Source organism: Pseudomonas sp. B21-032 (assembly GCF_024748965.1).
In the GTDB taxonomy this organism is placed as follows: domain Bacteria; phylum Pseudomonadota; class Gammaproteobacteria; order Pseudomonadales; family Pseudomonadaceae; genus Aquipseudomonas.
Window position 1 is genome coordinate 4,244,119 of record NZ_CP087180.1, and the last position, 22,761, is coordinate 4,266,879.

Consider the following 22,761-nt stretch of genomic DNA (forward strand, 5'->3'; position numbering starts at 1 on the left):
ATCAGGCATCCAGTAGCGTACGGGCAATGGCCTGCAGTTTACGGGTGAGCGGCCCCGGCGGCCAGTTCAGCGATGTAAAAGCCTGTACCGGCCAGATGCCGTAGACGCTGTTGCAGACAAACACTTCGTCAGCTTGCTGCAGGTCCTGCAGGCTCAGGTCGGTAATCTGCACAGCGATTGCGGCGTCCCTGGCGTGATCGAGCAAGGCTGCGCGCATGACCCCGGCCACCCCGCAGCGGCTCAGGTCGGCAGTCTGCAGTTGGCCGTCGCGCACCAGGAACAGGTTGCTGTACACCCCCTCGATGATGCGCCCGGAAACATCGCGCATCAAACCTTCGGCGTGCGCGGCATCCTGCCACTCGGCACGGGCCAGCACCTGCTCGAGGCGATTGAGGTGTTTCAAGCCTGCCAGCAAGGGTTGCTCGGCCAGACGGGTCTGGCAATCGAACAAGCGAACGCCCTGTTCGGCATGCCCTGCGGGATAGGTGGGCAAGGGATTGCCCTGGAGAATTCGTCGTGGCGCCACGCCAGCGGCCGGCGCGTAGCCGCGCTGGCTGTCGCCGCGGGTAACAATGAGCTTGAGCACGCCGTCACCCAGCAAGCTGGCATAACGGCATAGCTCGTCGCGAATCAGGCCGTGATCGGCGCTGATCGCCAGGCGCTGGCAACCCAGCGCCAGGCGCTCGAGGTGGTACTCGAGCAACGATGGCCGACCGGCGCGCACGGCGATGGTCTCGAACAGACCATCGCCATAGGCCAGCCCCCGGCTTTGCAGGGTTAGTGCATCTGCCGGCAGGCCATCGACCCAGCTGTGCATCAGCCGGCGAACCGGCGGAACACCAGCGAGCCGTTGGTGCCACCAAAACCGAAGGAGTTGGACAGCACCACCTCGATCGGCATGTTGCGCGCCTGGTGCGGCACGAAGTCGAGGTCGCAACCTTCGCTCGGCTCGTCCAGGTTGATGGTCGGTGGCGCCACCTGGCTGTTGATCGACAGCACGCTGAAGATCGCCTCGACGGCACCGGCAGCGCCAAGCAGGTGCCCGGTCATCGACTTGGTCGAGCTGACGGCCAGCTTGTAGGCGTGATCGCCAAACACCGACTTGATCGCCGAGCTTTCTGCCAGGTCGCCGGCCGGCGTCGAGGTGCCGTGGGCGTTGATGTAATCGACTTCGCCGGGGTTCAGGCCGGCATCGCGCAGGGCGTTGGCCATGCAGCGCGCGGCACCGCTGCCATCTTCTGGCGGCGAGGTCATGTGGTAGGCATCGCCACTCATGCCAAAGCCTACCAGCTCGGCATAGATGGTCGCGCCGCGGGCCTTGGCGTGCTCGAGTTCTTCGAGTACCAGCGCACCGGCACCGTCGGCGAGGACGAAGCCATCACGGCCCTTGTCCCACGGACGGCTGGCGCGGGTCGGGTCGTCGTTGCGGGTCGACAGCGCCCGCGACGCACCGAAACCACCCATGCCCAGGCCACAGGCGGCCATTTCCGCACCGCCGGCGATCATCACGTCGGCTTCACCGAAGGCGATGTTGCGCGCAGCCATGCCGATACAGTGGGTACCGGTGGTGCAGGCGGTGGAAATAGCGTAGTTAGGCCCCTGTACACCCAGGTGGATCGACAGGAAACCGGAAATCATGTTGATGATCGAACCCGGCACGAAGAACGGCGAAATACGCCGCGGGCCCTGGTCATGCAAGGTCCGGCTGGTTTCTTCGATGTTGGTCAGGCCACCGATACCCGAGCCCATGGCCACGCCAATGCGCTCGCGGTTGGCATCGGTCACTTCCAGGCCGGCGTTACGCACTGCCTGAAAACCGGCTGCCAGGCCGTACTGAATGAACAGATCGAGCTTGCGGGCTTCCTTGACCGACAGGTACTGCTCGACTTCAAAGCCCTTTACCGAGCCGCCAAAACGGGTGGAGTAGGCAGACAGGTCAGTATGCTCGATCAGACCTATGCCACTGCGGCCAGCCAGAATGCCCTGCCAACTGCTCGGCACATCCGTACCCAGTGGCGACAGCATACCCATACCGGTGACCACGACGCGTCTACGCGACACAGCACTCTCCTTATTCAATTGACTACATCTCTTGTAAAGAAAAAACCGCACGCCGGCGAAGGCAGTGCGGTTTTTCCATGACAAGAAGCGACGACTACAACGTCTTAGGCCTGGTGGCTGGTGACGTAGTCGATAGCAGCTTGAACAGTAGTGATCTTCTCGGCTTCTTCGTCAGGGATTTCGGTCTCGAATTCCTCTTCCAGAGCCATCACCAGCTCAACGGTGTCAAGGGAATCGGCACCCAGATCTTCGACGAAGGAAGCAGTGTTCACTACTTCTTCTTCTTTAACGCCCAGTTGCTCGGCGACGATTTTCTTGACGCGTTCTTCGATGGTGCTCATACCTTGTTTTCACTCCTAATGGACATATGTCAGGCAGCTGGCCGGTGTGTAAGTGTATAGAAAGACGTCTGCTTTTCAAGCGCAACACGCCTTGCAAGACCACACCTGCCAACCGACTAGAATCTGGTTGCAGCTTTATAACGGATTTTAGACAGCTCGTATGACATTTTTTTGATGCAATCCGTCACATTCAATTTTACATGTACATGCCGCCGTTGACCGGAATGGTCGCGCCGGTGACATAACCTGCACCTTCGGAGGCCAGGAAAGCCACCACATTGGCGATCTCCTGAGCCTGGCCCAGACGCCCCAGGGGGATCTGGGTCTGCAGCGCTTCACGCTGAGCTTCAGGCAGCTCGCGAGTCATGTCGGTGTCGATGAAGCCCGGGGTCACCGAGTTGACGGTGATCGCGCGGGAGCCGACTTCACGCGCCAGGGCGCGGCTGAAGCCTTCCAGGCCGGCCTTGGCGGCAGCGTAGTTGACCTGGCCGACGTTACCCATGGCACCGACCACCGAGCCGATGCTGATGATACGACCCCAGCGCGCCTTGGTCATGCCGCGCAGCACGCCCTTGGACAGACGGTAGAGGCTGTTCAGGTTGGTGTCGATGACGTCGAACCACTCGTCGTCCTTCATGCGCAGCATGAGGTTGTCGCGGGTGATGCCGGCGTTGTTGACCAGAATGGTCGGCGCACCGAACTGCTCCTGGATCTTGGCCAGGGTAGCGGTGACCGACTCGTCGCTGGTCACGTTCAGCTCAAGGCCAGTGCCGGTGATGCCGTGCTCCTTGAGGGTCGCGGCGATACGCTCGGCGCCCGAAGCGGAGGTGGCGGTACCGATCACGGTAGCGCCCAGACGGCCCAGCTCCAGGGCGATAGCCTGGCCGATACCACGGCTGGCGCCGGTAACCAGGGCAACTTTACCTTGCAGGCTCATGCAAGTTTCTCCTAAATCAGGCCAGCGCCGCACGAGTGGCGGCGACAGCATCTGGGGTATTGAGGTTGTAGGTGGTCACGCCATCGGCGCAACGCTTGTTCAGACCGGCCAGAACCTTGCCCGGGCCGCATTCGACCAGGTTGACCGCACCATTGGCGGCCAGGGTCTGCACGCACTCGACCCAACGCACTGGCTTGTACAGCTGCTCTAGCAGATCGCGCTTGAGGGTGTCGAGGTCCGCGGCAACGGCAGCGCTGACGTTTTGCACCAGCGGGATTTGCGGGGCCTGCCAGTCGATGGCATTGACCGACTCGGCAAAGCGCTCGGCTGCCGGGCGCATCAGCTCACAGTGCGACGGCACGCTGACCGGCAGTGGCAGTGCGCGCTTGGCGCCAGCAGCCTTACAGGCTTCCATGGCACGCTCAACGGCGGCCTTGGCACCGGCGATGACTACCTGGCCTGGCGAGTTGAAGTTCACCGCACTGACCACTTCGCCCTGGGCTGCTTCTGCGCAGATACCCACGACAACGGCGTCGTCCAGGCCAAGAATTGCCGCCATGGCGCCCTGCCCGGCCGGTACGGCCTCTTGCATGAGCTCGCCGCGGCGCTTGACCAGTTTAACGGCGTCACCCAGGCTCAGGCTGCCGGCGGCGACCAGGGCGCTGTACTCACCCAGGCTGTGACCGGAAACGAACGCCGGACGCGCGCCGCCCTCAGCCAGCCACAGGCGCCACAAAGCGATCGAGGCGGTAAGGATGGCCGGCTGGGTTTTGTCGGTTTGGTTGAGTTGCTCTTCCGGACCGTTCTGGGTCAGCGCCCAGAGGTCATAGCCCAGAGCCTCGGAGGCCTCACGGAAGGTATCAATGACCAGCGGATGCTGGGCGCCCAGCTCGGCGAGCATGCCGAGGGACTGCGAACCTTGACCGGGAAAGACGAATGCGAGGGATGCAGACATTGAACAAGCCCCTAGTGATCTTGTCGTCGGAAATAAAGCGCCCAGCACCAGGCTGAGCACAAGAAACTGAAGAGTTGGATGGTAACGAGGACCAAGCGGTCACATTTAACCACTTCCTGAGGCATATGCCTAAAGCAACAGGTCTTCCAGGCGCCCGTGCAAACGTTGCGGCAGGTTCTCCTGGATCTCGATCAAGGCACGCTGGATGGCGCTCTGCAAGCCCTGTACACCGGCTGAGCCATGACTCTTGATGACAATGCCCTGCAGGCCGAGAAAGCTTGCGCCATTATGTCGCGCCGGCGCCAGGTCAGCCTGCAGGCGGCGCAGCAGGGGCATGGCCACGGCGCCGGCCAGGCGCGCGCCGAGCCCGCCCTTGAACAACGCCTCGATGCGCGAGCCGATCATGGTCGCCAGGCCCTCGCTGGACTTGAGCAGGATATTGCCGACAAAACCGTCGCACACCACCACATCCGCCTCGCCACGGTACAAGCCGTCACCTTCGACGAAACCGATGTAGTTCAGGCCGCGGGCGTTCTGCAGCAGGCTGGCCGCAAGCTTGACCTGCTGGTTGCCCTTGATGTCTTCAGTGCCAACATTGAGCAAGGCTACGCGCGGACGCGAGATACCCAGGGCCTGGGCGGCCACCGAGCCCATCACGGCAAACTGATAGAGGTTTTCTGCACTGCAGTCGACATTGGCGCCCAGGTCGAGCAGCTGGCAATAGCCGGTCTGGGTGGGAATGGCGGCAACCATGGCCGGGCGATCGATACCGGGCAGGGTTTTCAGCACATAGCGCGAAAGGGCCATCAGCGCACCGGTGTTGCCGGCACTGACGCAGGCTTGAACCTTGCCATCACGCAATAATTCGAGGGCCACGCGCATGGACGAATCGGGCTTGCTGCGCAGCGCCTGTGACGGCCGCTCGTCCATGCCGATCACTTCGCTGGCGGCCACGATCTGCAGGCGCGCGCGATCCGCTGCCGACGGGCCAGCGATCAGATCTTCAAGGAGGGAGGGTTGACCGACAAGGGTCAGGTGCAGCGAGGGGGTAGCCGACAGGCAAGCAATACTCGCCTGAACAATGCTGCGGGGACCGAAGTCCCCGCCCATTGCGTCAATCGCGATGATCTGAGCGGACAAGGATTACTCGTCAGCGCCCTTGTCGATCACTTTACGACCACGGTATACGCCTTCTGGCGATACGTGGTGACGCAGGTGCACTTCACCAGTGGTTTTCTCTACGGACAGAGCGTTTTCCGAGAGGGCGTCGTGCGAACGGCGCATGTCACGGGCAGAGCGGGATTTTTTGTTCTGCTGAACAGCCATAATTGATTAACTCCTAAACGTTTGGGTCACGCTTTAACTGCGCCAATACACTGAACGGGTTGGACCGTGTTACCTCGTCCTTGCTCGGTTCGGGCTCATCGGCGCCCGCCGGCTGCTGGCATTCTTCCGGATGATGAGCAGGCACGATAGGCAAGGCGAGCAGAAGCTCTTCCTCGACCAAGGCCTGCAGATCCAAAGGATCTTCGCCCAGTTCCAGCACGTCATAACCTTTCGGCAACGACTGGGTATTCGCACCCTCCTTCACCACGGCGTAAGTACATTCGCTGTGGATCGGCAGGGTGACCAGCTCAAGACAACGCTGGCAAACCATCTTGACCTCGACACGCAGGTCGGTGTGGATAACCACAGCCTTCTGCTCGTCGCGCTCAAAATCGAATTTAGCCTGCACCGTACCGACAGTGTCGGAAAGCGGGTCGCAGAGTCTCTCCAAATCGGCGAGCTGCAGTGTTCCTTCGAGGGAAACACCACGATCGGCCAATTTGCGCGGGTCAACGTGAGGTGGAATCGGGTCATTCAACATAGGCGCAGCATTCTAGGGATGACCCCCGCCCCTGTCAAAGGAAATTCGGCTCCGTTCAGCATGTTAGAATCGTTTCACCTGTTCAGGAGTCTATCATGCTGCCTTTATTACTGGCTTCCAGCTCACCCTACCGACGCGAACTGCTCGAGCGTCTGCGCCTGCCCTTCAGTTGGGCATCGCCGGATATCGACGAACATCGGCTGGACGAAGAGCCCGCCCTTGAGCTGGTCAAGCGCCTGGCCCGGGAGAAAGCCCAGGCCCTGGCCGGCAGCCATCCCGGGCACCTGATCATCGGCTCCGACCAGGTCGCGGTGCTCGGCGAGCAGATCCTCGGCAAGCCGCACACCTTCGAGCGCGCCTGCGAGCAACTGCTGGCAGCCAGCGGCAACCATGTGACCTTTCTCACCGGCCTGGCGCTGCTCAACAGCGCCACCGGCCACTGCCAGGTCGACTGCGTGCCGTTCACGGTAAACATGCGCGAACTGGACCTGCCACGCATCGAGCGCTACCTGCGCGCCGAACAGCCCTACGACTGCGCCGGCAGCTTCAAGGCCGAAGGCCTGGGCGTCAGCCTGTTCCAGAGCACCCACGGCGTGGATGCCACCAGCCTGATCGGCCTGCCACTGATCCGCCTGGTAGATATGCTGCAGGCCGAAGGCGTCAGCCTGCCCTGACGCGCACAAAAAAGCCGACCTCGAAGGTCGGCTTTTTCAATGCACCAGGCAATCAACGCAGCGATGGCCCCTGAAAGCCCATCCACATCGCCAGGTGCTCGGCCACACTGGCCCCCAGGCGCTTGGAGAAGCGATCGAACGGCGACTCCTCGACGGTGAAGTCAACCAGCTCCTTCTCCCCTACCACCTCGCGCGCCACGTAGCCGGCGCTGCCCAGGCCATCCACCAGGCCCAGGGAGAGGGCTTGCTCGCCCGACCAGATCAGACCACTGAACAGCTCAGGGTGCTCCTTGTCCTTGAGGCGCTCGCCACGACCCTGCTTGACACTGGCAATGAACTGCTTGTGGGTGGTTTCCAGCACGCCCTGCCAGAACGCCGTCTCTTCAGGCTTTTGCGGCTGGAACGGATCAAGGAAGGCCTTGTGCTCACCCGCGGTATAGGTACGACGCTCGACGCCGAGCTTTTCCATGGTGCCGACAAAACCGTAACCGGCCGCCGTTACACCGATGGAGCCCACCAGGCTGGCCTTGTCGGCGTAGATCTGATCAGCGGCACTGGCGATGTAGTAAGCGCCGGAAGCGCCGAGATCGCTGATTACCGCATACAGCTTGATGGTCGGGTATTCGGCACGCAGGCGGCGGATTTCATCGTAGATGTAACCTGACTGCACCGGACTGCCGCCCGGGCTGTTGATACGCAGGATCACCGCCTTGGTTTTCGGGTCCTTGAACGCTTCGCGCAGGCCGCTGACGATATTGTCGGCACTGGCCGGCTCCTGGTCGGCGATCATGCCGCGCACCTCGACCAGCGCGGTATGGCTGACGCTGCGCGAGGCCGCCTTGTCCATGTTCATCAAAGGCGTGAACAGGGCAAAAATGCCGAACAGGTAAACAAAGGTCAGCAGCTTGAAAAAGATCCCCAGCGCCGCGCCCGACGCTGCTCCTGAACACCGGCCAGGAGGGTTTTCTCCAGCAGCTTCCAGCTCTTCTGTTCTTCGTTGCTGTCGTTACTTTCGGCGCTGGGCGCCTTCCACTCGTCAGCCATGCTCACCTACCCTGGAATGTACTGCTGCAGGCGTGCAGCGAAGCCAGGCCTGCAACTGTGAAAAATGATCGATACACACCTGTGGCCCGAAGGCACTCAAGGCCTCAAGCGACATGGCGCCGTAACCCACCGCCACCGAATGCATGCCGGCATTGCTGGCCATCAACAAGTCGAAGGAAGAATCTCCGACCATCAATGCCCGCTGCGGTTCGACCTGGCAATGGGCAAGAATCTCTTCAAGCATCTGCGGGTGCGGCTTGCCGCGGCTTTCGTCGGCTGCACGGGTGATATCGAAGTAATCTTCCCAACCGTTGGCGCGCAAGACCCGGTCGAGCCCGCGCCGGGCCTTGCCGGTGGCTACCGCCAGGCGATAACCCTCGGCCCGAAAGGCCTCCAGCGACTCAACCACCCCCTCGAACAGCGGCGAAGGCTGGTCATCCAGGGCCATGTACACGTCGGCATAGTGCTGGCGAAACTGCACGATCTGCTCGGCATCCAGCTGCGGATACAACACGCTGATGGCCTCGGGCAACGCTAGGCCAATGATACCTTTGACCGCGTCATCCGCGCAGATGGCATAGCCGGCGCGACCGGCGGCCAGGTGCATGGCCTCGACGATGCGGCCGATGGAGTCGGCGAGGGTGCCGTCCCAGTCGAAGATCAGCAGGTCGTAATTACGCTGCACCCAGGCGCTCCACGGTCTTGGCCCACATTTCGTCTACCGGCGCTTCGAGCTTGAGCTCGCCGCCATCAGGCAGCGGCACGGTCAGGGCATAAGCATGCAGGAACAGGCGCTTGCCGCCCAGGTCGCGGATCTCGCGGGTGAAATCTTCATCGCCATACTTGCTGTCGCCAGCAATGCAATGCCCGGCATGCAGGGCATGCACGCGGATCTGGTGGGTACGACCGGTGATCGGCCGCGCCTCGACAATGGTGGCAAATTCGCCAAAACGGCGCAGCACGCGGAAGATCGTCAGCGCTTCCTTGCCTTCGTCATTGACCTCGACCATGCGCTCGCCGGAGCGCAGGTTGCTCTTGAGCAACGGCGCATTGACCTGCTTCTTGGCGGTGGCCCAATGACCGCGGACCAGGGCCATGTAGCGCTTGTCGACACCGTCGCCGCGCAGGGCAGCGTGCAAATGGCGCAACATGCTGCGTTTCTTGGCAATCATCAACAGGCCCGAGGTGTCGCGGTCCAGGCGATGGACCAGCTCCAGCTCCTTGGCGTCCGGGCGCATCTGACGAAAGGCTTCGATCACGCCGAAATTCAGGCCGCTGCCACCGTGCACGGCGATGCCGGCCGGCTTGTTGAGCACAATCAGCGCCTTGTCTTCGTAGACAATCGCCGCCTCAAGGCGCTGAAGCAAACCCTGGGCCACCGGTACCGGCTCGTCGCGCTCGGGCAGACGAACGGGCGGCACGCGCACGATGTCGCCCGCCTGCAGCTTGTACTCGGGCTTGATCCGGCCCTTGTTCACGCGCACTTCGCCTTTACGCAAAATGCGGTAAATCAAGGTCTTGGGAACACCCTTGAGCTTCGTTACGAGGAAATTATCGATTCGTTGGCCGGCAAGTTCCGGCGCGACCTCGATCAGCTGGACGCCGGAGGTCGGAGGGGCAGTAGTCGTCATTTGCCAATCATAACAATTTTTTATGGATTTGAAGCACTTAATGATTGCTGCTATAGTCGCGAACGCCGCCAAAAGCGGCTGGCCAGCGGACTCACGGCTTTCAGCCGGCCCTGACCGACGCAATTCTCGAGGACGCGAGGCCGTCCGACGGGGCTTTCGCCAGTTTACAGAAATGCCTGGAATCGCCACCAGCGCCGTGCAGAGAAGACCGATAAAAAACTACAAGAGCGGTATTTCACCCTCCCCCACGTTTTTTTCGCTGCCACTCTGTCAGTGCCGTCAATTTCACGCAGTCATGGCGACGGCTTCGGAAATACCAGCCTTGGACATAAAAGGCGCGGGCTCCCGTATGGAGCTGGCGAAAATGCAACCCGTTGCGGATTCAGCGCGCGGCAGCACCCGAATTATCAGGGATACGTGTAGGGTGGAGATGCACAACCGTCGGACCGTGTAGTACTGCGTCCAGTCCACCGGCCTATTGGCCAGGCGACCGGACCCGGTCTTGATCAAGATGCCCCACGGGCGTCCACGGCCGAAGGCTGATTCCTCCTCCTGACTGAGTGCATTTGACACCACAGCAAGCAGGACGCGTCGTCGCGACTTCGGCAGTACTGGGTGACCAGTCGGACTCGAAAGTTGCTGGACACGGGGGTGGCCCGCCACCCCTTGCGCACCTGACACCGACCGTGAGAAGTCGTGTGTGCCGAACGCCGTTTCCGGCAGCCCGGAAACCGACGGTATTACATGAAAAGAATGCTGATTAACGCGACTCAACCCGAAGAGTTGCGTGTAGCTCTGGTGGACGGCCAACGTCTCTACGACCTGGACATCGAGTCCGGCGCGCGTGAGCAGAAGAAGGCCAACATCTACAAAGGCCGGATCACCCGGATCGAACCTAGCCTGGAAGCCGCTTTCGTCGACTTCGGCTCCGAGCGTCACGGCTTCCTGCCGCTGAAGGAAATCTCCCGCGAATACTTCAAGAAGTCGCCCGAAGGCCGGGTGAACATCAAGGAAGTGCTCAGCGAAGGCCAGGAAGTCATCGTCCAGGTCGAGAAAGAAGAGCGCGGCAACAAGGGCGCCGCCCTGACCACCTTCATCAGCCTGGCCGGTCGCTACCTGGTGCTGATGCCGAACAACCCGCGTGCCGGCGGCATCTCCCGTCGTATCGAAGGCGAAGAGCGCAACGAACTGCGCGAAGCCCTCAACGGCCTGGTCGCCCCTGCCGACATGGGCCTGATCGTGCGCACTGCCGGCCTTGGCCGCAGCAGCGAAGAAATGCAGTGGGACCTCGACTACCTGCTGCAGCTGTGGACCGCGATCAAGGAAGCTTCCCAGGACCGCGCCGCGCCATTCCTGATCTACCAGGAAAGCAACGTCATCATCCGCGCCATCCGTGACTACCTGCGTCAGGACATCGGCGAAGTACTGATCGACAGCATCGACGCCCAGGAAGAAGCCCTGACCTTCATCCGCCAGGTCATGCCGCAGTACGCCAGCAAGATCAAGCTGTATGAAGACAGCGTGCCGCTGTTTAACCGCTTCCAGATCGAAAGCCAGATCGAGACCGCTTTCCAGCGCGTCGTCGACCTGCCGTCCGGCGGCTCGATCGTTATCGACCCGACCGAAGCCCTGGTCTCCATCGACATCAACTCGGCGCGCGCCACCAAAGGCAGCGACATCGAGGAAACCGCCCTGCAGACCAACCTGGAAGCGGCTGAGGAAATCGCCCGCCAGCTGCGCCTGCGTGATATCGGCGGCCTGATCGTGATCGACTTCATCGACATGACCCCGGCCAAGAACCAGCGCGCCGTGGAAGAAAAAGTCCGCGAATGCCTGGAAGCCGACCGTGCCCGCGTACAGGTTGGGCGCATCTCGCGCTTCGGCCTGCTGGAAATGTCCCGTCAGCGCCTGCGTCCTTCGCTGGGCGAAAGCAGCGGCATCGTCTGCCCACGCTGCAGCGGCACCGGCATCATCCGTGACGTCGAATCGCTGTCGCTGGCCATCCTGCGCCTGATCGAAGAAGAAGCCCTGAAAGACCGCACCGCCGAAGTCCGCGCGCAAGTGCCGATTCCGGTTGCCGCCTTCCTGCTCAACGAGAAACGCAATTCGATCACCAAGATCGAGCTGCGCACCCGGGCGCGTATCGTCATCCTGCCGAACGACCACCTGGAAACCCCGCATTTCGAAGTCCAGCGCCTGCGCGACGACAGCCCGGAAGCCCTGAGCAGCCAGTCCAGCTACGAAATCGCCGCCGCCGAGACCGAAGAAGTCCAGCCGACTGCCGCTACCCGCACCCTGGTGCGCCAGGAAGCTGCGGTCAAGACCGCTCCGGCCCGCGCCAACGCTCCAGTACCTGCCGAAGCTGCCGCGCCAGTGGCTGCTCCAGTCCACGCTCCTGAGCCAAGCCTGTTCAAAGGCCTGGTGAAGTCGCTGGTCAGCCTGTTCGCCGGCAAGGACGAGCCTGCCGCCGCCCCTGTGGTTGCCGAGAAGCCCGCCACCGAACGCCCGCAGCGCAACGAAGAGCGCCGCAACGGTCGCCAGCAGAGCCGCAACCGCAACGGCCGTCGCGACGAAGACCGCAAGCCGCGTGAAGAGCGTGCCGAGCGCGCCCCGCGTGAAGAGCGTCAGCCTCGCGAAGCCCGCGAAGAAGCACCGGCCCGCGAAGAACGTGCACCACGTCAGCCGCGCGAAGAGCGTCAAGCTCGCGCCCCACGTGAAGAGCGCCGCTCCCGTGAAGAGCGTCCGGTCCGCGAACTGCGCGAGCCGCTGGACGCCGCTACCCCGGCGGTCCGTGAAGAACGCCCTGAGCGCGCCCCACGTGAAGAGCGCCAGCCTCGTGAAGAACGTGCTCCACGCGAAGAACGCGCCCCACGTGAAGAGCGCGCACCGCGCGAAGAACGTGCACCGCGTGAAGAGCGTGCCCCACGCGAAGAGCGCGCTCCGCGCCCACCGCGTGAAGAACGCCAGCCGCGCCCAGCCGAACAGGCTGCCGACGCTGCTGAAGAGCAACTGCCGAACGAAGAGCTGCTGCAGGATGACAACCAGGAAGGTACCGAAGGCGAACGCCCTCGCCGCCGCTCCCGTGGCCAGCGTCGTCGCAGCAACCGTCGTGAGCGTCAACGCGATGCCAACGGTAACCTGGTAGAAGGTTCGGAAGACGGCAGCGACGAGCAGCCTCAAGCCAGCGAACTGGGTGCTGAACTGGCCGCAGGCCTGGCCGTGACCGCCGCTGTTGCCACCAGCAACATCAGCGCCGCTGCCGAAGCCCAAGCCAACCAGCAGGCTGAACGCGCCACCGCTACTGTCGAAGAGCAGGCGGTTGTTGAAGTCGCGGCCAGCGAAACCGTCGTCGAAGCAACTCAGCCAGTAGTTGAAGCGGCTGAAGTCGCCGAAGTGGTTCAAGCAACTGAAGCAACCGAAGTGGTAGAAACTGCCCAGGTCGCTGAAGTCGCTGCCGCGCCGGTTGTCGAACAGCCCTTCACTGCCCCGGTCGAAGCAGCAGAAGTCGTAGAAACCAGCATCGCGCCGGTTATCGAAACCCCTGTTGCTGCCCCGGCTGAAGTGGTCGAGCCGGTTGCTGCGGTCGAGCCAGCGCCTGAAGTCCAGGCACCTGTAGTGGCCGAGCCGGTAGTCGTTGCTGAAGTGGTCGAAGCGCCTGCGCCAGTAGTTGCCGAGCCTGCAGCGGTTGAAGAGCCAGCGGTTGAAGCTCCTGCCAGTGCTCTGACCAGCAACGGTCGCGCACCGAACGACCCACGTGAAGTACGCCGTCGCAAGCGTGAAGCCGAAGCTGCCGCAGCCGCTGCTGCAGTGGCCGCCGCCGAAGCCAGCGCTGCTGTAGTCGCTGAAGAGGCGCCTGCTGCACCGGCTGAAGAAGTGGTTGAAGAGAAAGAAGAGCACAAACCGCTCGTCTGATCTTCCAGGCTGAAAAAAAGCCCCGCCAGGTGACTGGCGGGGCTTTTTTATTGCCGTTGGGAGCGGTTAATAAAGGTTTGGCTCCATCTCCAGCTCAACCCCGAAACGCTCGAGGATATCGGCCTGGATCTTCTGCGCCAACTGATGCAACTGCACACCGGTGGCCTGGCCATAGTTGACCAGCACCAGCGACTGCAATCGGTGCACCCCGGCATCGCCTTCGCGATGGCCCTTCCAGCCCGCCTGTTCGATCAGCCAGCCGGCAGCCAGCTTGAACTGGCCATCAGCCTGTGGATAAGCCACCAGCCCCGGATACTGCAAACGGATCTTGTCGGCTAGCACAGCTGCCACCACCGGGTTCTTGAAGAAACTTCCGGCATTGCCCAGCTCGACCGGGTCAGGCAGTTTTTCCCGGCGGATGCTGCAAATCGCATCACTGACATTTTGCGCAGTCGGCTGGCTGATGCCTTGCTCGTTCAGGCGCTGGCGCACCGGACCGTAGTCCAGGTGGGCATGCATGAGCCGGCTCAAGGCAAAGCGCACCCGCAGGATCAACCAGCGCCCCGGGTTGCGCTTGAACAGGCTGTCGCGGTAGGCGAAGGCGCACTCTTGCAGGCTGAAGTCGCGCAGCTTGCCCGTCTGGCGATCCAGTGCGGTAAGCCCGGCGAACACGTCCTTGATCTCGACGCCATAGGCGCCAATGTTCTGCATCGGCGCGGCGCCGACCGTGCCCGGAATCAGGCTGAGGTTCTCAAGCCCGGCCAGGCCTTGGGCCAGACTCCATTGCACAAACGGGTGCCAGGGTTCGCCAGCTTCGGCCTCGACCACCACCCGCTCACCATCGTCAGACAAGATGCGCAGGCCACGGCTGGCCATGCGCAGCACCAGCGCCTGGATATCGGCAGTCAGCAACAAGTTGCTACCGCCTCCCACCACCAGCACCGGTAATCCCTGCTCAGCCGCCTGGGCCAAGGCCTGACGAGCCTCTTCGTCGTTGTGGGCTTCAGTGAAAAACTGGGCCTTAACGTCGATACCGAAGGTGTTAAACGGCTTGAGCGAAACTTGTTGCTGCCACTGCCCGCTCATAGACGACCCTTGAGTTCGGTGACCAAACGGCTGCAGGCGATTTCGATCAGGTCGAGGACCTGTTCGAAATCCTCCTCGGCGCCGTAGTAAGGATCCGGCACCTCATCCAGCGCGCCGTCATAGCGGCGTAGGAACAGGTCCAGCTCGGCTTTGGCCGTGGCCGGGCGCATGCCCTGCAGATGGCCAAGATTGCTCTTGTCCATAGCCAGGATCAGGTCGTAGTCATTGAAGTGCGCGGCCTTGATTTGCTGCGCACGCTGCTGCGACAAGTCATAGCCACGAATGCGCGCGGTGCGGCAGGTGCGCGCATCAGGCTGCTTGCCGACATGCCAGTCGCCAGTGCCAGCCGACGCCACTTCGACCAGTTCGGCCAGGCCTTCGGCGCGCAATTGCTGACGCAGCACGCCTTCGGCGGTAGGCGAGCGGCAGATATTGCCCAGGCACACGAACAAAACCCGCATCAGGCCTCCAGCAAGCGCCGTACGCGCTCCAGGTCTTCAGGGGTATCGACGCCCACGGGCGGCGCATCGATGGCATCGGCAACGTGAATACGCACGCCATGCCAGAGCGCCCGCAACTGCTCCAGCGATTCGGTCTTCTCCAGCCAGCACGGGCCCCAGGCGACGAAGTCCTGCAAGAAGCCGGCGCGATAGGCGTACATGCCGATGTGGCGACGGTACGGCACGCCTTGCGGCATCTGCTCACGGTTCTGGGCAAAGGCATCCCGCGCCCAGGGCAACGGTGCGCGGCTGAATGTCAGGGCCAGGCCATTGCAATCGCTGACCACCTTGACCGCATTGGGATTGAACAGCGCTTCGACGTCACTGATCGGCTCGGCCAGGGTGGCGATGCCGGCCTCGGGATGGGCCGCCAGGTTGGCCGCCACCTGATCGATGATCACCGGCGGAATCAGCGGCTCGTCACCCTGCACGTTGACCACGATGGCATCGGCAGCCAGGCCCAGCTTGGCGGCGACTTCAGCCAAACGGTCGGTACCGGAGTCATGGTCTTCGCGGGTCATCAGCACTTCAGCGCCAAAGGCCTCGCAGGCCTTGAAGATATCCGCGTCGTCGGTGGCGATTACCACACGGTTGGCGCTGCTTTTGCGAGCCTGTTCCCAGACGTGCTGGATCATCGGCTTGCCGGCAATCGGCAGCAACGGCTTGCCGGGCAAGCGCGTGGAGCGCAGCCGCGCCGGAATCACAACGGTAAAGGCCAGGCTCATTTGTCCAGACGCTCGTCATCGGTCAGGGTACGGGCTTCGCTTTCGAGCATCACCGGGATACCGTCGCGGATAGGATAGGCCAGACCCGCGCCCTTGCTGATCAGCTCGGTCTTGTCGGCGCTGAGCTTGAGCGGGCCCTTGCAGATCGGGCAGGCAAGGATATCGAGCAGTTTGGTGTCCATGGAAATTCCTCAGGCCAGTGGCCGGAAAAAGAAACGAATCAGGAGGGCCGCGACCCGGGCAGCAAGCGTGCAAGCTGTGTGTCGAACCAGGCCTTGAAGGCCGGCGAAGGCACAGCATCGACCGCAAGGTACCACCAGTCGTCGGCAGCGAAGGCGCGGCATTTGACCGCGTCCTTCTCGGTCATGACCAGGGGCAGCGCAGGGCTGAAGCTCAGGGCCTGGGCGCTGTATTGGGCATGATCGGCAAAAGGGTGTGGCACAGGTCGCCAGTTTAGCCCCTGCAAGGTATTGAAGAAACGTTGCGGGTTGCCAATGCCGGCCACCGCGTGCACGGCCTGGCCTGGCTCAAAGAAGTCGAGGCCACGGCGCTCGCTACTGCGCAGGTTGACCAGTGCAGTAGGTTGCAGGGCAAAGGCAAAACCGTCTTCGCGGTCGGTCGTGGCGCCGTTGTAAAGCACCGCGTCGACGTCCTGCAGGCGTTCCACCGGCTCGCGCAGGGGGCCGGCCGGCAGGCAGCGGCGGTTACCCAGGCCACGGGCGGCATCGATCAGTACCAGCTCCAGGTCGCGGGCCAGGCGGTAATGTTGCATGCCGTCGTCACACAGGATCAGGTCCAGCGGCTCGCTGGCCAGCAATGCCTGAACCGCACGCGAACGGTCCGGGTCGATCATCAGCGGCACGCCGCTGCGCTGGACGATCAGCAAAGGTTCATCACCCGCCTCAGCCGCGCTTTGCTCGGCACGCACGCGCCACGGCAACTGTGGCGGCCTGGCGCCATAGCCACGGCTGACCACGCCGACACGCAGGCCCTGCTGGCGGCAATGCTCGATCAACCAGAGGATCATCGGTGTCTTGCCGGTGCCGCCGACGGTGATGTTGCCCACCACGATGACCGGCACCGGCGCGCGGTAGCTGGGGCTCTCGCCACTGAGAAAGCGCGCGCGCTTGCTCAGCACCACGCGACGATAGAGGGCTTCGAGCGGACGCAGCAGCGCCAGGGCCGGATGCCCGGCGTACCAGGCATCGAGCAGACGATCGGCAAAGGCCATCAGGGCGTCCCCTGAGCCGCCTCGACCGTGGTCATGCGCAACTGGCTGAAACCGAGCTTGCCGGCCGCATCCATGGCAGTCACCACCGCCTGGTGCGGGGTCTTGCCGTCGGCGCTGATCGACAACGGCAGTTTGGTGTCCCCTGCGGATTCCTGCTGCAGGGCTTCAATGAGGGTCGCCAGGTCGCTCTTGGGCAACAGGTGGTTGTTCACCGAATAGACGCCGTCGGCGCTGATGGTGATGTCCAGTTGCTTGAGCTCCGAATCCGGTGCCGGCGCGCCGCTGACCGACTCCGGCAGCTCGACACGCAACTGGGTTTCGCGAGTGAAGGTGGTGGTGACCACGAAAAACAGCAGCAGGATGAACACCACGTCGATCAGCGAGGCCAGGTTGATGTCCACGGTCTCCCGTGGCTTGCGCCGGAATTTCACGCCTTGCCCTCGGCCAGGTCGACATCACGGTCGCCCTGCACCACTTCGACCAGCTTGATCGCTTCCTGCTCCATACCGACCACCAGCTCGTCGATACGACGCTGCAGGAAACGGTGGAAGAACACCGACGGAATACCGACCATCAGGCCGGCCGCGGTGGTGATCAGTGCCTTGGAGATACCGCCGGCGAGCACTGCGGCATTGGTGGTCATGCCGGTACCCATGAAGGCGCTGAAGATGTCGATCATGCCCAGCACGGTGCCGAGCAAGCCCAGCAGCGGCGCCATGGCGGCGATGGTGCCCAGGGCGTTGATGTAGCGCTCCAGCTCGTGAATGACACGCGCTGCGGCCTCTTCGATGCATTCCTTCATGATTTCGCGGCCATGGCGCGAGTTGGCCAGGCCTGCGGCAAGGATCTCGCCCAGCGGCGAATCGGCGCGCAGGGCCTTGAGCTTGTCACTGGTGAGCTGTTTGTCCTTGATCCACATCCACACCTGGCCCAGCAGGTGCGGTGGCGTGACCCGGCTGGCGCGCAAGGTCCAGAGACGCTCGGCGACGATCGCCATGGCAGCGATGGAACTCAGAATGATCGGCAGCATCATCCAGCCACCGGACTTGACCAATTCCCACACAGTAAGCATCCCCTCGAAAAAGTCCGCCACTTTACCATAGGACCCCAGGGGGCTCATCTGCCGAAGGTCGTCATCTTGGTTCACGCCAGAAACGCCGCTGGGCACGCAACCCCTCAGGCTCGCCGAACACACCCAGGCGCAGGCGCAAGGCACCGTGGTCGACATTGTCATAGGCCTGAATACCGTGCGTCCGATAGCGCGCCATGACTTCCGGGTGCGGATGCCCGAAAGCGTTGTAGCGCCCGCGCGAAATCAGCACGCCGCGCGGGGTAGTAGCCTTTAACAAGGCCTCGCTGGAGGAGCTGCGACTGCCGTGATGGGGCGATTGCAGCCAGTCGACCGTGGTCGCCTGCCAGCCCCGCGCCCAGGCCCGTTCGCCGCGGGCATCGAGATCGCCGGTGAGCAGCAGTTTTTCGCCATTTGCCTCGACCAGCAGCACACAGGAATCCTGGTTGCTGTCGCCAGCATCCTGCCACTGCCACAGTGAAAAACTCACCCCGTCCCACTGCCAGCGTTCGCCGCTGCTGCACGGCTGCGCTTGCAGCACTTCAGGCAAGGCCGCAGCCTCACCAGCCTGCACCCGCAGCACCGGCAACCCGCGCTGCACGGCGCGGGCGCCCCCGGCGTGATCGGCGTCGGCGTGGCTGAGCAACATCAGGTCGAGCTTGCTTACCCCCAGCTTGCGCAAGCTGGGAAGCACTACCCGCTCGCCCAGATCGAAATCGCCCATGGCCGGGCCGGCGTCATACAACATGGCGTGGTGCCGGGTGCGCAGCACAAAGGCCAGCCCCTGGCCGACATCCAGCTGCCAGACCTCTACCTGCCCCTGCGGCACGCGCTCTCGGGGCGCAAACACCGCCAACAGCAACAATGGCCAGCCCAGCACCCGCATCGGTATGCCACGCGGCAACAACACCAGCAATGCCCCCAGGCATACCAGCAACCAGGCCCAGAACGGCAATGGTTCTGGCATCCAGGCCGGTTGCCAAACCGCCACATGCGCCAGCAAGCGAAACAAACCGTCGAGCAGGCCGCCGGCAAGCCACAGCAAGCCTTCCCCCAGAAGCGGCACCGGCAGCAACACAGTGCCTAGCAACGCGATTGGCAATACCGCAAGGCTGATCCACGGCACTGCCAGCAGGTTGATCAGCGGCGCCGTCAGGCTCACCGGCAAACCTTGCGCCAGCAGCACCGGCAGCAAGCCGATGGCGATCAACCACTGGGCGCGACTCCAGGCCAGCCAGGGGTTCCAGGCGCCAAGGCGGCCGCTGAAGGTGAAGATCAGAATGGCCACGGCCATGAACGACAGCCAGAAGCCCGGCTGCAAGCTGGCCAATGGTTCCCACAGCAGCACTGCATCGAGCGCCAGCAACAACGGCAGCCCGACACCCAGGTGACGAAAGCGCAGGCGCCAGAGCAGCACCATGGCCAGCATCATGCAGGCGCGCTGCACCGGCACCTGAAACCCGGCCAGCAAGCCATAGGCCAGTGCTGCGGCAAAGGCCAGCGCACAGGCCCAAGGCAGCCAGGGTAGCCGTTGCGGCCACCAGCCCAGGCGCGCCAGCCCGGCAATCAAGGCGTATACCAGCCCGGCCAACAGGCCAATATGCTGGCCGGAAATCACCAGCAAGTGCACCGTGCCGGTGGCCTGCAGCGCTTGCCAGTCCTGGCGCGCCAAAGCGCCGCCATCGCCGAGTATCAAGGCCACCAGCGCCGCCTCCCGGCCCTGGGCATCAACGCTGAGCAAGCGCTGGCGCAGATCATCCCGCCAGGCCGCCGTTGCCGGCAGCAGCCGCTCGCCGGCTTTGACGCTGCCGGTGGCGCCGATGCGCCGGGCCAACAAACTGGCCTCCTGGTCCGGGCCGTGAGGATTGAGCAAACCTGCGGGGCGCTTGAGGCTGACTGCCAAACGCCAGTACTCACCGCTGTTGACCGCCGGGCCGCCGAACCAGCTGAGCTGCATGCGCCTTGGCAATTGCCCCCGGCGCGACTCGGCATCGCTCAACTCGAACCTCACCGAGCGCGCACCCTGCTCCGGCAAGCCAGCAACCCGGCCCTCTATCCACAGGGTACGGCCATCGAACTGCGCCGCCAGACGCTCATCCAACGCCCATTGCGCCGAGACGCACGCCCAGCTCAAGCCCAGCAGAAACAGCCCGGCGGGCCACAGCCGCGTAGGCAGGCAGCAAAGCCCGGCAACTGTCAGCAGGACAAGTATCCAGACGGGCGGCAAAGCCGGCAGGAACCCGAGGCTGAGCAGCCCGAGTGCAAGCGCCAACATCCCTGTGCGCATAAGCGTGAAGCTCCAGAAGTAAACCACCCCCTGAGGCTTAGATCAGTGACGGCAACCGCTCGCTAAATAATTGTCACAAAGTCTGAATAAGGCACTTTTAGAATCCGTGCATACTGGCACCCTTCAGATTGCCGAGACCCCACATGCCGCGTCGTCTCTTCAAACGCTACATGCCCGATCCGACCAGCATCAGGGAACACAAATCCTTACGCTTTCTCGGCCGGCTGTTGCACGACCCCAACCTCTGGCACCTCAACCGGCATTCGGTTGCGCGCGCCATGGCTGTCGGCCTGTTCGCCGCTTTCATTCCGATTCCGATGCAAATGCTGCTGGCCGCAAGCCTGGCGATCATGGTCCGCGGCAACATGCCGATCGCGGTCAGCCTGGTGTGGCTGACCAACCCGATCACCATGCCGCCGGTGTTCTTCTGCACCTACCAGATGGGCGCCTGGTTGATGCAGATCCCACCACGCACCCTGCCTGAAGAACTGACCTTCGAGTGGATCACCGACCAGCTGTCGACCCTGTGGCAGCCGTTCCTGCTCGGCTCAGTGGTGTGTGGCGTGCTGCTCGGCGCCCTCGCCTACTGCCTGACCATGCTCTACTGGCGCTGGTGGGTCGGCAGGCAGTGGCGCCGGCGCAAGGTCAAACAATCAGGTGCGCATTCCTCGCCCACTGACCAGTAACCGCGCGCAGCCGATATACAGCACTGCCGTGGCGACCAGCATGAAGCTGATGGCGACGCCGATGCGGATGTCCGACACGCCGAGAATGCCGTAGCGGAACGAGTTGACCATGTGCAATACCGGGTTGGCCATCGACACGGTCTGCCAGAACGGCGGCAACAGGGTAATCGAGTAGAACACCCCGCCCAGGTAGGTCAGCGGCGTCAACACGAAGGTCGGGATGATCGAGATGTCATCGAAGTTGCGGGCGAACACGGCGTTGATGAAGCCCAGCAGCGAGAAGATTGTCGCCGTCAGCAGCACCACGACAATGGTCACGCCCAGGTGATGAACCTGCAGGTCGGTGAAGAACAGCGACAGCAAGGTGACGATCACCCCTACCGCCAAGCCGCGCAACACGCCGCCCAGGGTGTAGCCGACGAGGATGGTATGCGGCGACACCGGCGACACCATCAGTTCCTCGATCGAACGCTGGAACTTGCTGCCGAAGAAGCTCGAGACCACGTTGCCGTAGGAGTTGGTGATCACCGACATCATGATCAGCCCCGGGACGATGTACTCCATATAGGTGAAGCCGCCCATGTCGCCGATCTGCCGGCCGATCAGGTTACCGAAAATCACGAAGTACAAAACCATGGTGATCGCCGGGGGCAGCAGGGTCTGCGGCCAGATCCGGGTAAAACGGCGTACTTCGCGGTAGACGATGGTATTGAGGGCGACCAGGTTGGCGCTCAGTTCCGAACTCATACCGCCACCTTTGCCAGGTTTTTCTCAACCAGGGACACGAACAGCTCCTCGAGACGATTGGTCTTGTTGCGCAGGCTCTGCACCTCGATGTTCTGCAGCGCCAGCTGGCCGAACAGCGCAGTAATGCCCACTTCCTTGTCAACTTGCACTTCCAGGGTGTGCGGGGTGATCAAGCGGCACGGATAGCCGACCAGGTTTGGCGCCTGGGGCAGGTCCTGCTTGAGGTCGAGCAGGAAGGTCTCGACATGCAGCTTGCTCAGCAAGGCGCGCATGCTGGTGTTCTCGACGATGGTGCCGTGGTCGATGATGCCGATGTGACGGCACAACTGCTCAGCCTCTTCCAGGTAATGGGTGGTGAGGATGATGGTGATGCCTTTCTGGTTGAGCTCGGTCAAAAAGCTCCACATCGACCGGCGCAGCTCGATATCCACACCCGCGGTCGGCTCGTCGAGGATCAGCAGGCGCGGCTCGTGGATCAGCGCGCGGGCGATCATCAGGCGGCGTTTCATGCCGCCCGACAGCGAGCGCGACGGCACATCGCGCTTGTCCCACAGGCCCAACTGGGTCAGGTACTGCTCGGCCCGCTCCTTGGCGACCTTGGCCGGGATACCGTAGTAACCGGCCTGGGTGACGACAATGTCGAAGGTCTTTTCAAACTGGTTGAAGTTGAACTCCTGCGGCACCACGCCGATGCAGCGCTTGAGCGCGGCGGGCTGGCGATCGAGGTCGTGGCCAAAGATGTTGACGCTGCCGCTGGTCTTGTTGACCAGGGTCGAGAGGATGCCGATGGTGGTGGATTTGCCGGCGCCGTTGGGGCCGAGCAAGGCGAAGAAGTCACCTTCGGCGACATCCAGGTCAATGCCCTTGAGGGCCTGGAAACCGTTGCCGTAGGTTTTGGTTAGCTGCCTTATGGACAGAGCAGAACTCATAGCGGGTCGCGTACCAGTGTGGAAGGTTCTAGACGCGGCCGGGCGAGGCCAGCCGCAGTGAATAGGAGCATGGTGCTTG

At 62.8% G+C, this 22,761-nt stretch carries 23 protein-coding genes and 1 pseudogene; 3 read left to right on the plus strand and 21 right to left on the minus strand.

Going from position 1 to position 22,761, the window contains the following annotated elements; all coding sequences use genetic code 11:
• Position 1: 1 nt before the first annotated feature.
• The 8 genes from pabC to LOY54_RS19515 all read right to left on the minus strand — a co-directional run bounded on the left by pabC (position 2) and on the right by LOY54_RS19515 (position 6,161).
• Entirely contained in the window at positions 2-817 is an 816-nt protein-coding gene (gene pabC, locus LOY54_RS19480; protein ID WP_093380584.1) for an aminodeoxychorismate lyase, read from the minus strand.
• Positions 817-2,061 carry a beta-ketoacyl-ACP synthase II gene (gene fabF / locus LOY54_RS19485; protein ID WP_045195160.1) on the minus strand — a complete coding sequence of 415 codons (1,245 nt, stop codon included), beginning with the start codon at positions 2,059-2,061 and terminating at the stop codon, positions 817-819. The genes pabC and fabF overlap by 1 nt, the downstream gene beginning before the upstream one ends.
• 104 nt (positions 2,062-2,165) lie before the next feature.
• Positions 2,166-2,402 carry an acyl carrier protein gene (gene acpP / locus LOY54_RS19490; protein ID WP_003175607.1) on the minus strand — a complete coding sequence of 79 codons (237 nt, stop codon included), beginning with the start codon at positions 2,400-2,402 and terminating at the stop codon, positions 2,166-2,168.
• 196 nt (positions 2,403-2,598) lie between these two features.
• On the minus strand, positions 2,599-3,339 hold the full coding sequence (gene fabG, locus LOY54_RS19495) for a 3-oxoacyl-ACP reductase FabG (protein WP_038994156.1): 741 nt from the start codon (positions 3,337-3,339) through the stop codon (positions 2,599-2,601).
• Between the two features lie 16 nt (positions 3,340-3,355).
• The gene (fabD, locus tag LOY54_RS19500; protein ID WP_258607635.1) at positions 3,356-4,294 is read right to left on the minus strand and encodes an ACP S-malonyltransferase; all 939 of its coding nucleotides are present in this window, start codon (positions 4,292-4,294) and stop codon (positions 3,356-3,358) included.
• Between the two features lie 129 nt (positions 4,295-4,423).
• Positions 4,424-5,434 carry a phosphate acyltransferase PlsX gene (gene plsX / locus LOY54_RS19505; protein WP_408980530.1) on the minus strand — a complete coding sequence of 337 codons (1,011 nt, stop codon included), beginning with the start codon at positions 5,432-5,434 and terminating at the stop codon, positions 4,424-4,426.
• Positions 5,435-5,437: 3 nt separating this feature from the next.
• Positions 5,438-5,620 (minus strand): 50S ribosomal protein L32, encoded by a 183-nt coding sequence (rpmF, locus tag LOY54_RS19510; RefSeq protein ID WP_010223221.1) that lies wholly within the window; start codon positions 5,618-5,620, stop codon positions 5,438-5,440.
• Positions 5,621-5,633: 13 nt separating this feature from the next.
• Positions 5,634-6,161: a YceD family protein gene (locus LOY54_RS19515; protein WP_045195168.1), complete on the minus strand. Its 528-nt coding sequence runs from the start codon at positions 6,159-6,161 to the stop codon at positions 5,634-5,636.
• A 95-nt stretch (positions 6,162-6,256) separates the two neighbouring features.
• Between LOY54_RS19515 and LOY54_RS19520 the strand changes: the two genes are divergently transcribed.
• Positions 6,257-6,835, plus strand: a complete 579-nt coding sequence (locus LOY54_RS19520) for a nucleoside triphosphate pyrophosphatase (protein ID WP_213603585.1) — start codon at positions 6,257-6,259, stop codon at positions 6,833-6,835.
• Between the two features lie 52 nt (positions 6,836-6,887).
• On the opposite strand, the pseudogene LOY54_RS19525 reads toward LOY54_RS19520, so the two are convergent.
• From LOY54_RS19525 to rluC, 3 genes and pseudogenes are all read right to left on the minus strand, one after another.
• Positions 6,888-7,879 (minus strand): annotated as a pseudogene (locus LOY54_RS19525) (S49 family peptidase).
• The gene (locus tag LOY54_RS19530; RefSeq protein ID WP_045195174.1) at positions 7,872-8,564 is read right to left on the minus strand and encodes an HAD family hydrolase; all 693 of its coding nucleotides are present in this window, start codon (positions 8,562-8,564) and stop codon (positions 7,872-7,874) included. Before LOY54_RS19530 ends, LOY54_RS19525 begins: the two are co-directional and overlap by 8 nt.
• Positions 8,554-9,510, minus strand: a complete 957-nt coding sequence (rluC, locus tag LOY54_RS19535) for a 23S rRNA pseudouridine(955/2504/2580) synthase RluC (protein WP_045195176.1) — start codon at positions 9,508-9,510, stop codon at positions 8,554-8,556. Before rluC ends, LOY54_RS19530 begins: the two co-directional genes overlap by 11 nt.
• A 744-nt stretch (positions 9,511-10,254) precedes the next feature.
• On the opposite strand from rluC, the gene rne reads away from it, so the two are divergent.
• The gene (rne, locus tag LOY54_RS19540) at positions 10,255-13,422 is read left to right on the plus strand and encodes a ribonuclease E (RefSeq protein ID WP_258607637.1); all 3,168 of its coding nucleotides are present in this window, start codon (positions 10,255-10,257) and stop codon (positions 13,420-13,422) included.
• 66 nt (positions 13,423-13,488) lie between these two features.
• Here the strand turns inward: rne and murB are convergent, their stop codons facing one another.
• The 8 genes from murB to LOY54_RS19580 form a co-directional block, all read right to left on the minus strand.
• Positions 13,489-14,508 carry a UDP-N-acetylmuramate dehydrogenase gene (gene murB, locus LOY54_RS19545; protein WP_258607638.1) on the minus strand — a complete coding sequence of 340 codons (1,020 nt, stop codon included), beginning with the start codon at positions 14,506-14,508 and terminating at the stop codon, positions 13,489-13,491.
• On the minus strand, positions 14,505-14,969 hold the full coding sequence (locus LOY54_RS19550; protein ID WP_045195182.1) for a low molecular weight protein-tyrosine-phosphatase: 465 nt from the start codon (positions 14,967-14,969) through the stop codon (positions 14,505-14,507). Before LOY54_RS19550 ends, murB begins: the two co-directional genes overlap by 4 nt.
• Positions 14,969-15,733: a 3-deoxy-manno-octulosonate cytidylyltransferase gene (kdsB, locus tag LOY54_RS19555; protein ID WP_045195184.1), complete on the minus strand. Its 765-nt coding sequence runs from the start codon at positions 15,731-15,733 to the stop codon at positions 14,969-14,971. Before kdsB ends, LOY54_RS19550 begins: the two co-directional genes overlap by 1 nt.
• Positions 15,730-15,915 carry a Trm112 family protein gene (locus LOY54_RS19560; protein ID WP_038994143.1) on the minus strand — a complete coding sequence of 62 codons (186 nt, stop codon included), beginning with the start codon at positions 15,913-15,915 and terminating at the stop codon, positions 15,730-15,732. Before LOY54_RS19560 ends, kdsB begins: the two co-directional genes overlap by 4 nt.
• Before the next feature lie 38 nt (positions 15,916-15,953).
• The gene (gene lpxK / locus LOY54_RS19565) at positions 15,954-16,964 is read right to left on the minus strand and encodes a tetraacyldisaccharide 4'-kinase (protein ID WP_258607639.1); all 1,011 of its coding nucleotides are present in this window, start codon (positions 16,962-16,964) and stop codon (positions 15,954-15,956) included.
• On the minus strand, positions 16,964-17,395 hold the full coding sequence (locus tag LOY54_RS19570) for a biopolymer transporter ExbD (protein ID WP_045195189.1): 432 nt from the start codon (positions 17,393-17,395) through the stop codon (positions 16,964-16,966). The genes lpxK and LOY54_RS19570 overlap by 1 nt, the downstream gene beginning before the upstream one ends.
• Positions 17,392-18,027 carry a MotA/TolQ/ExbB proton channel family protein gene (locus tag LOY54_RS19575; RefSeq protein WP_176794233.1) on the minus strand — a complete coding sequence of 212 codons (636 nt, stop codon included), beginning with the start codon at positions 18,025-18,027 and terminating at the stop codon, positions 17,392-17,394. The genes LOY54_RS19570 and LOY54_RS19575 overlap by 4 nt, the downstream gene beginning before the upstream one ends.
• A gap of 70 nt (positions 18,028-18,097) precedes the next feature.
• Positions 18,098-20,320, minus strand: a complete 2,223-nt coding sequence (locus LOY54_RS19580) for a DNA internalization-related competence protein ComEC/Rec2 (RefSeq protein ID WP_258607640.1) — start codon at positions 20,318-20,320, stop codon at positions 18,098-18,100.
• A gap of 143 nt (positions 20,321-20,463) precedes the next feature.
• Between LOY54_RS19580 and LOY54_RS19585 the strand changes: the two genes are divergently transcribed.
• Positions 20,464-21,006, plus strand: coding sequence for a DUF2062 domain-containing protein (locus LOY54_RS19585; protein ID WP_045195193.1), 543 nt, complete (start codon positions 20,464-20,466; stop codon positions 21,004-21,006).
• Here LOY54_RS19585 and LOY54_RS19590 read toward each other — a convergent pair.
• Complete coding sequence (locus tag LOY54_RS19590) at positions 20,974-21,753, minus strand: ABC transporter permease (protein WP_045195195.1); 780 nt, start codon at positions 21,751-21,753, stop codon at positions 20,974-20,976. The two genes, LOY54_RS19585 and LOY54_RS19590, sit on opposite strands and share 33 nt — an antisense overlap.
• Positions 21,750-22,682 (minus strand): ABC transporter ATP-binding protein, encoded by a 933-nt coding sequence (locus LOY54_RS19595; RefSeq protein WP_045195197.1) that lies wholly within the window; start codon positions 22,680-22,682, stop codon positions 21,750-21,752. The genes LOY54_RS19590 and LOY54_RS19595 overlap by 4 nt, the downstream gene beginning before the upstream one ends.
• Between the last annotated feature and the right edge of the window lie 79 nt (positions 22,683-22,761).

Excerpts from the sequence above, each read along its gene's own strand:
- LOY54_RS19580 (WP_258607640.1), bottom strand. The coding sequence starts at position 20,320 with ATGCGCACAGGGATGTTGGCGCTTGCACTCGGGCTGCTCAGCCTCGGG.
- acpP (WP_003175607.1), bottom strand. The coding sequence starts at position 2,402 with ATGAGCACCATCGAAGAACGCGTCAAGAAAATCGTCGCCGAGCAACTG.
- fabD (WP_258607635.1), bottom strand. The coding sequence starts at position 4,294 with ATGTCTGCATCCCTCGCATTCGTCTTTCCCGGTCAAGGTTCGCAGTCC.
- LOY54_RS19520 (WP_213603585.1), top strand. The coding sequence starts at position 6,257 with ATGCTGCCTTTATTACTGGCTTCCAGCTCACCCTACCGACGCGAACTG.
- LOY54_RS19560 (WP_038994143.1), bottom strand. The coding sequence starts at position 15,915 with ATGGACACCAAACTGCTCGATATCCTTGCCTGCCCGATCTGCAAGGGC.
- LOY54_RS19585 (WP_045195193.1), top strand. The coding sequence starts at position 20,464 with ATGCCGCGTCGTCTCTTCAAACGCTACATGCCCGATCCGACCAGCATC.
- LOY54_RS19590 (WP_045195195.1), bottom strand. The coding sequence starts at position 21,753 with ATGAGTTCGGAACTGAGCGCCAACCTGGTCGCCCTCAATACCATCGTC.
- LOY54_RS19595 (WP_045195197.1), bottom strand. The coding sequence starts at position 22,682 with ATGAGTTCTGCTCTGTCCATAAGGCAGCTAACCAAAACCTACGGCAAC.
- LOY54_RS19515 (WP_045195168.1), bottom strand. The coding sequence starts at position 6,161 with ATGTTGAATGACCCGATTCCACCTCACGTTGACCCGCGCAAATTGGCC.
- LOY54_RS19550 (WP_045195182.1), bottom strand. The coding sequence starts at position 14,969 with ATGCGGGTTTTGTTCGTGTGCCTGGGCAATATCTGCCGCTCGCCTACC.
- rluC (WP_045195176.1), bottom strand. The coding sequence starts at position 9,510 with ATGACGACTACTGCCCCTCCGACCTCCGGCGTCCAGCTGATCGAGGTC.
- rpmF (WP_010223221.1), bottom strand. The coding sequence starts at position 5,620 with ATGGCTGTTCAGCAGAACAAAAAATCCCGCTCTGCCCGTGACATGCGC.
- rne (WP_258607637.1), top strand. The coding sequence starts at position 10,255 with ATGAAAAGAATGCTGATTAACGCGACTCAACCCGAAGAGTTGCGTGTA.
- pabC (WP_093380584.1), bottom strand. The coding sequence starts at position 817 with ATGCACAGCTGGGTCGATGGCCTGCCGGCAGATGCACTAACCCTGCAA.
- fabG (WP_038994156.1), bottom strand. The coding sequence starts at position 3,339 with ATGAGCCTGCAAGGTAAAGTTGCCCTGGTTACCGGCGCCAGCCGTGGT.
- lpxK (WP_258607639.1), bottom strand. The coding sequence starts at position 16,964 with ATGGCCTTTGCCGATCGTCTGCTCGATGCCTGGTACGCCGGGCATCCG.
- murB (WP_258607638.1), bottom strand. The coding sequence starts at position 14,508 with ATGAGCGGGCAGTGGCAGCAACAAGTTTCGCTCAAGCCGTTTAACACC.
- kdsB (WP_045195184.1), bottom strand. The coding sequence starts at position 15,733 with ATGAGCCTGGCCTTTACCGTTGTGATTCCGGCGCGGCTGCGCTCCACG.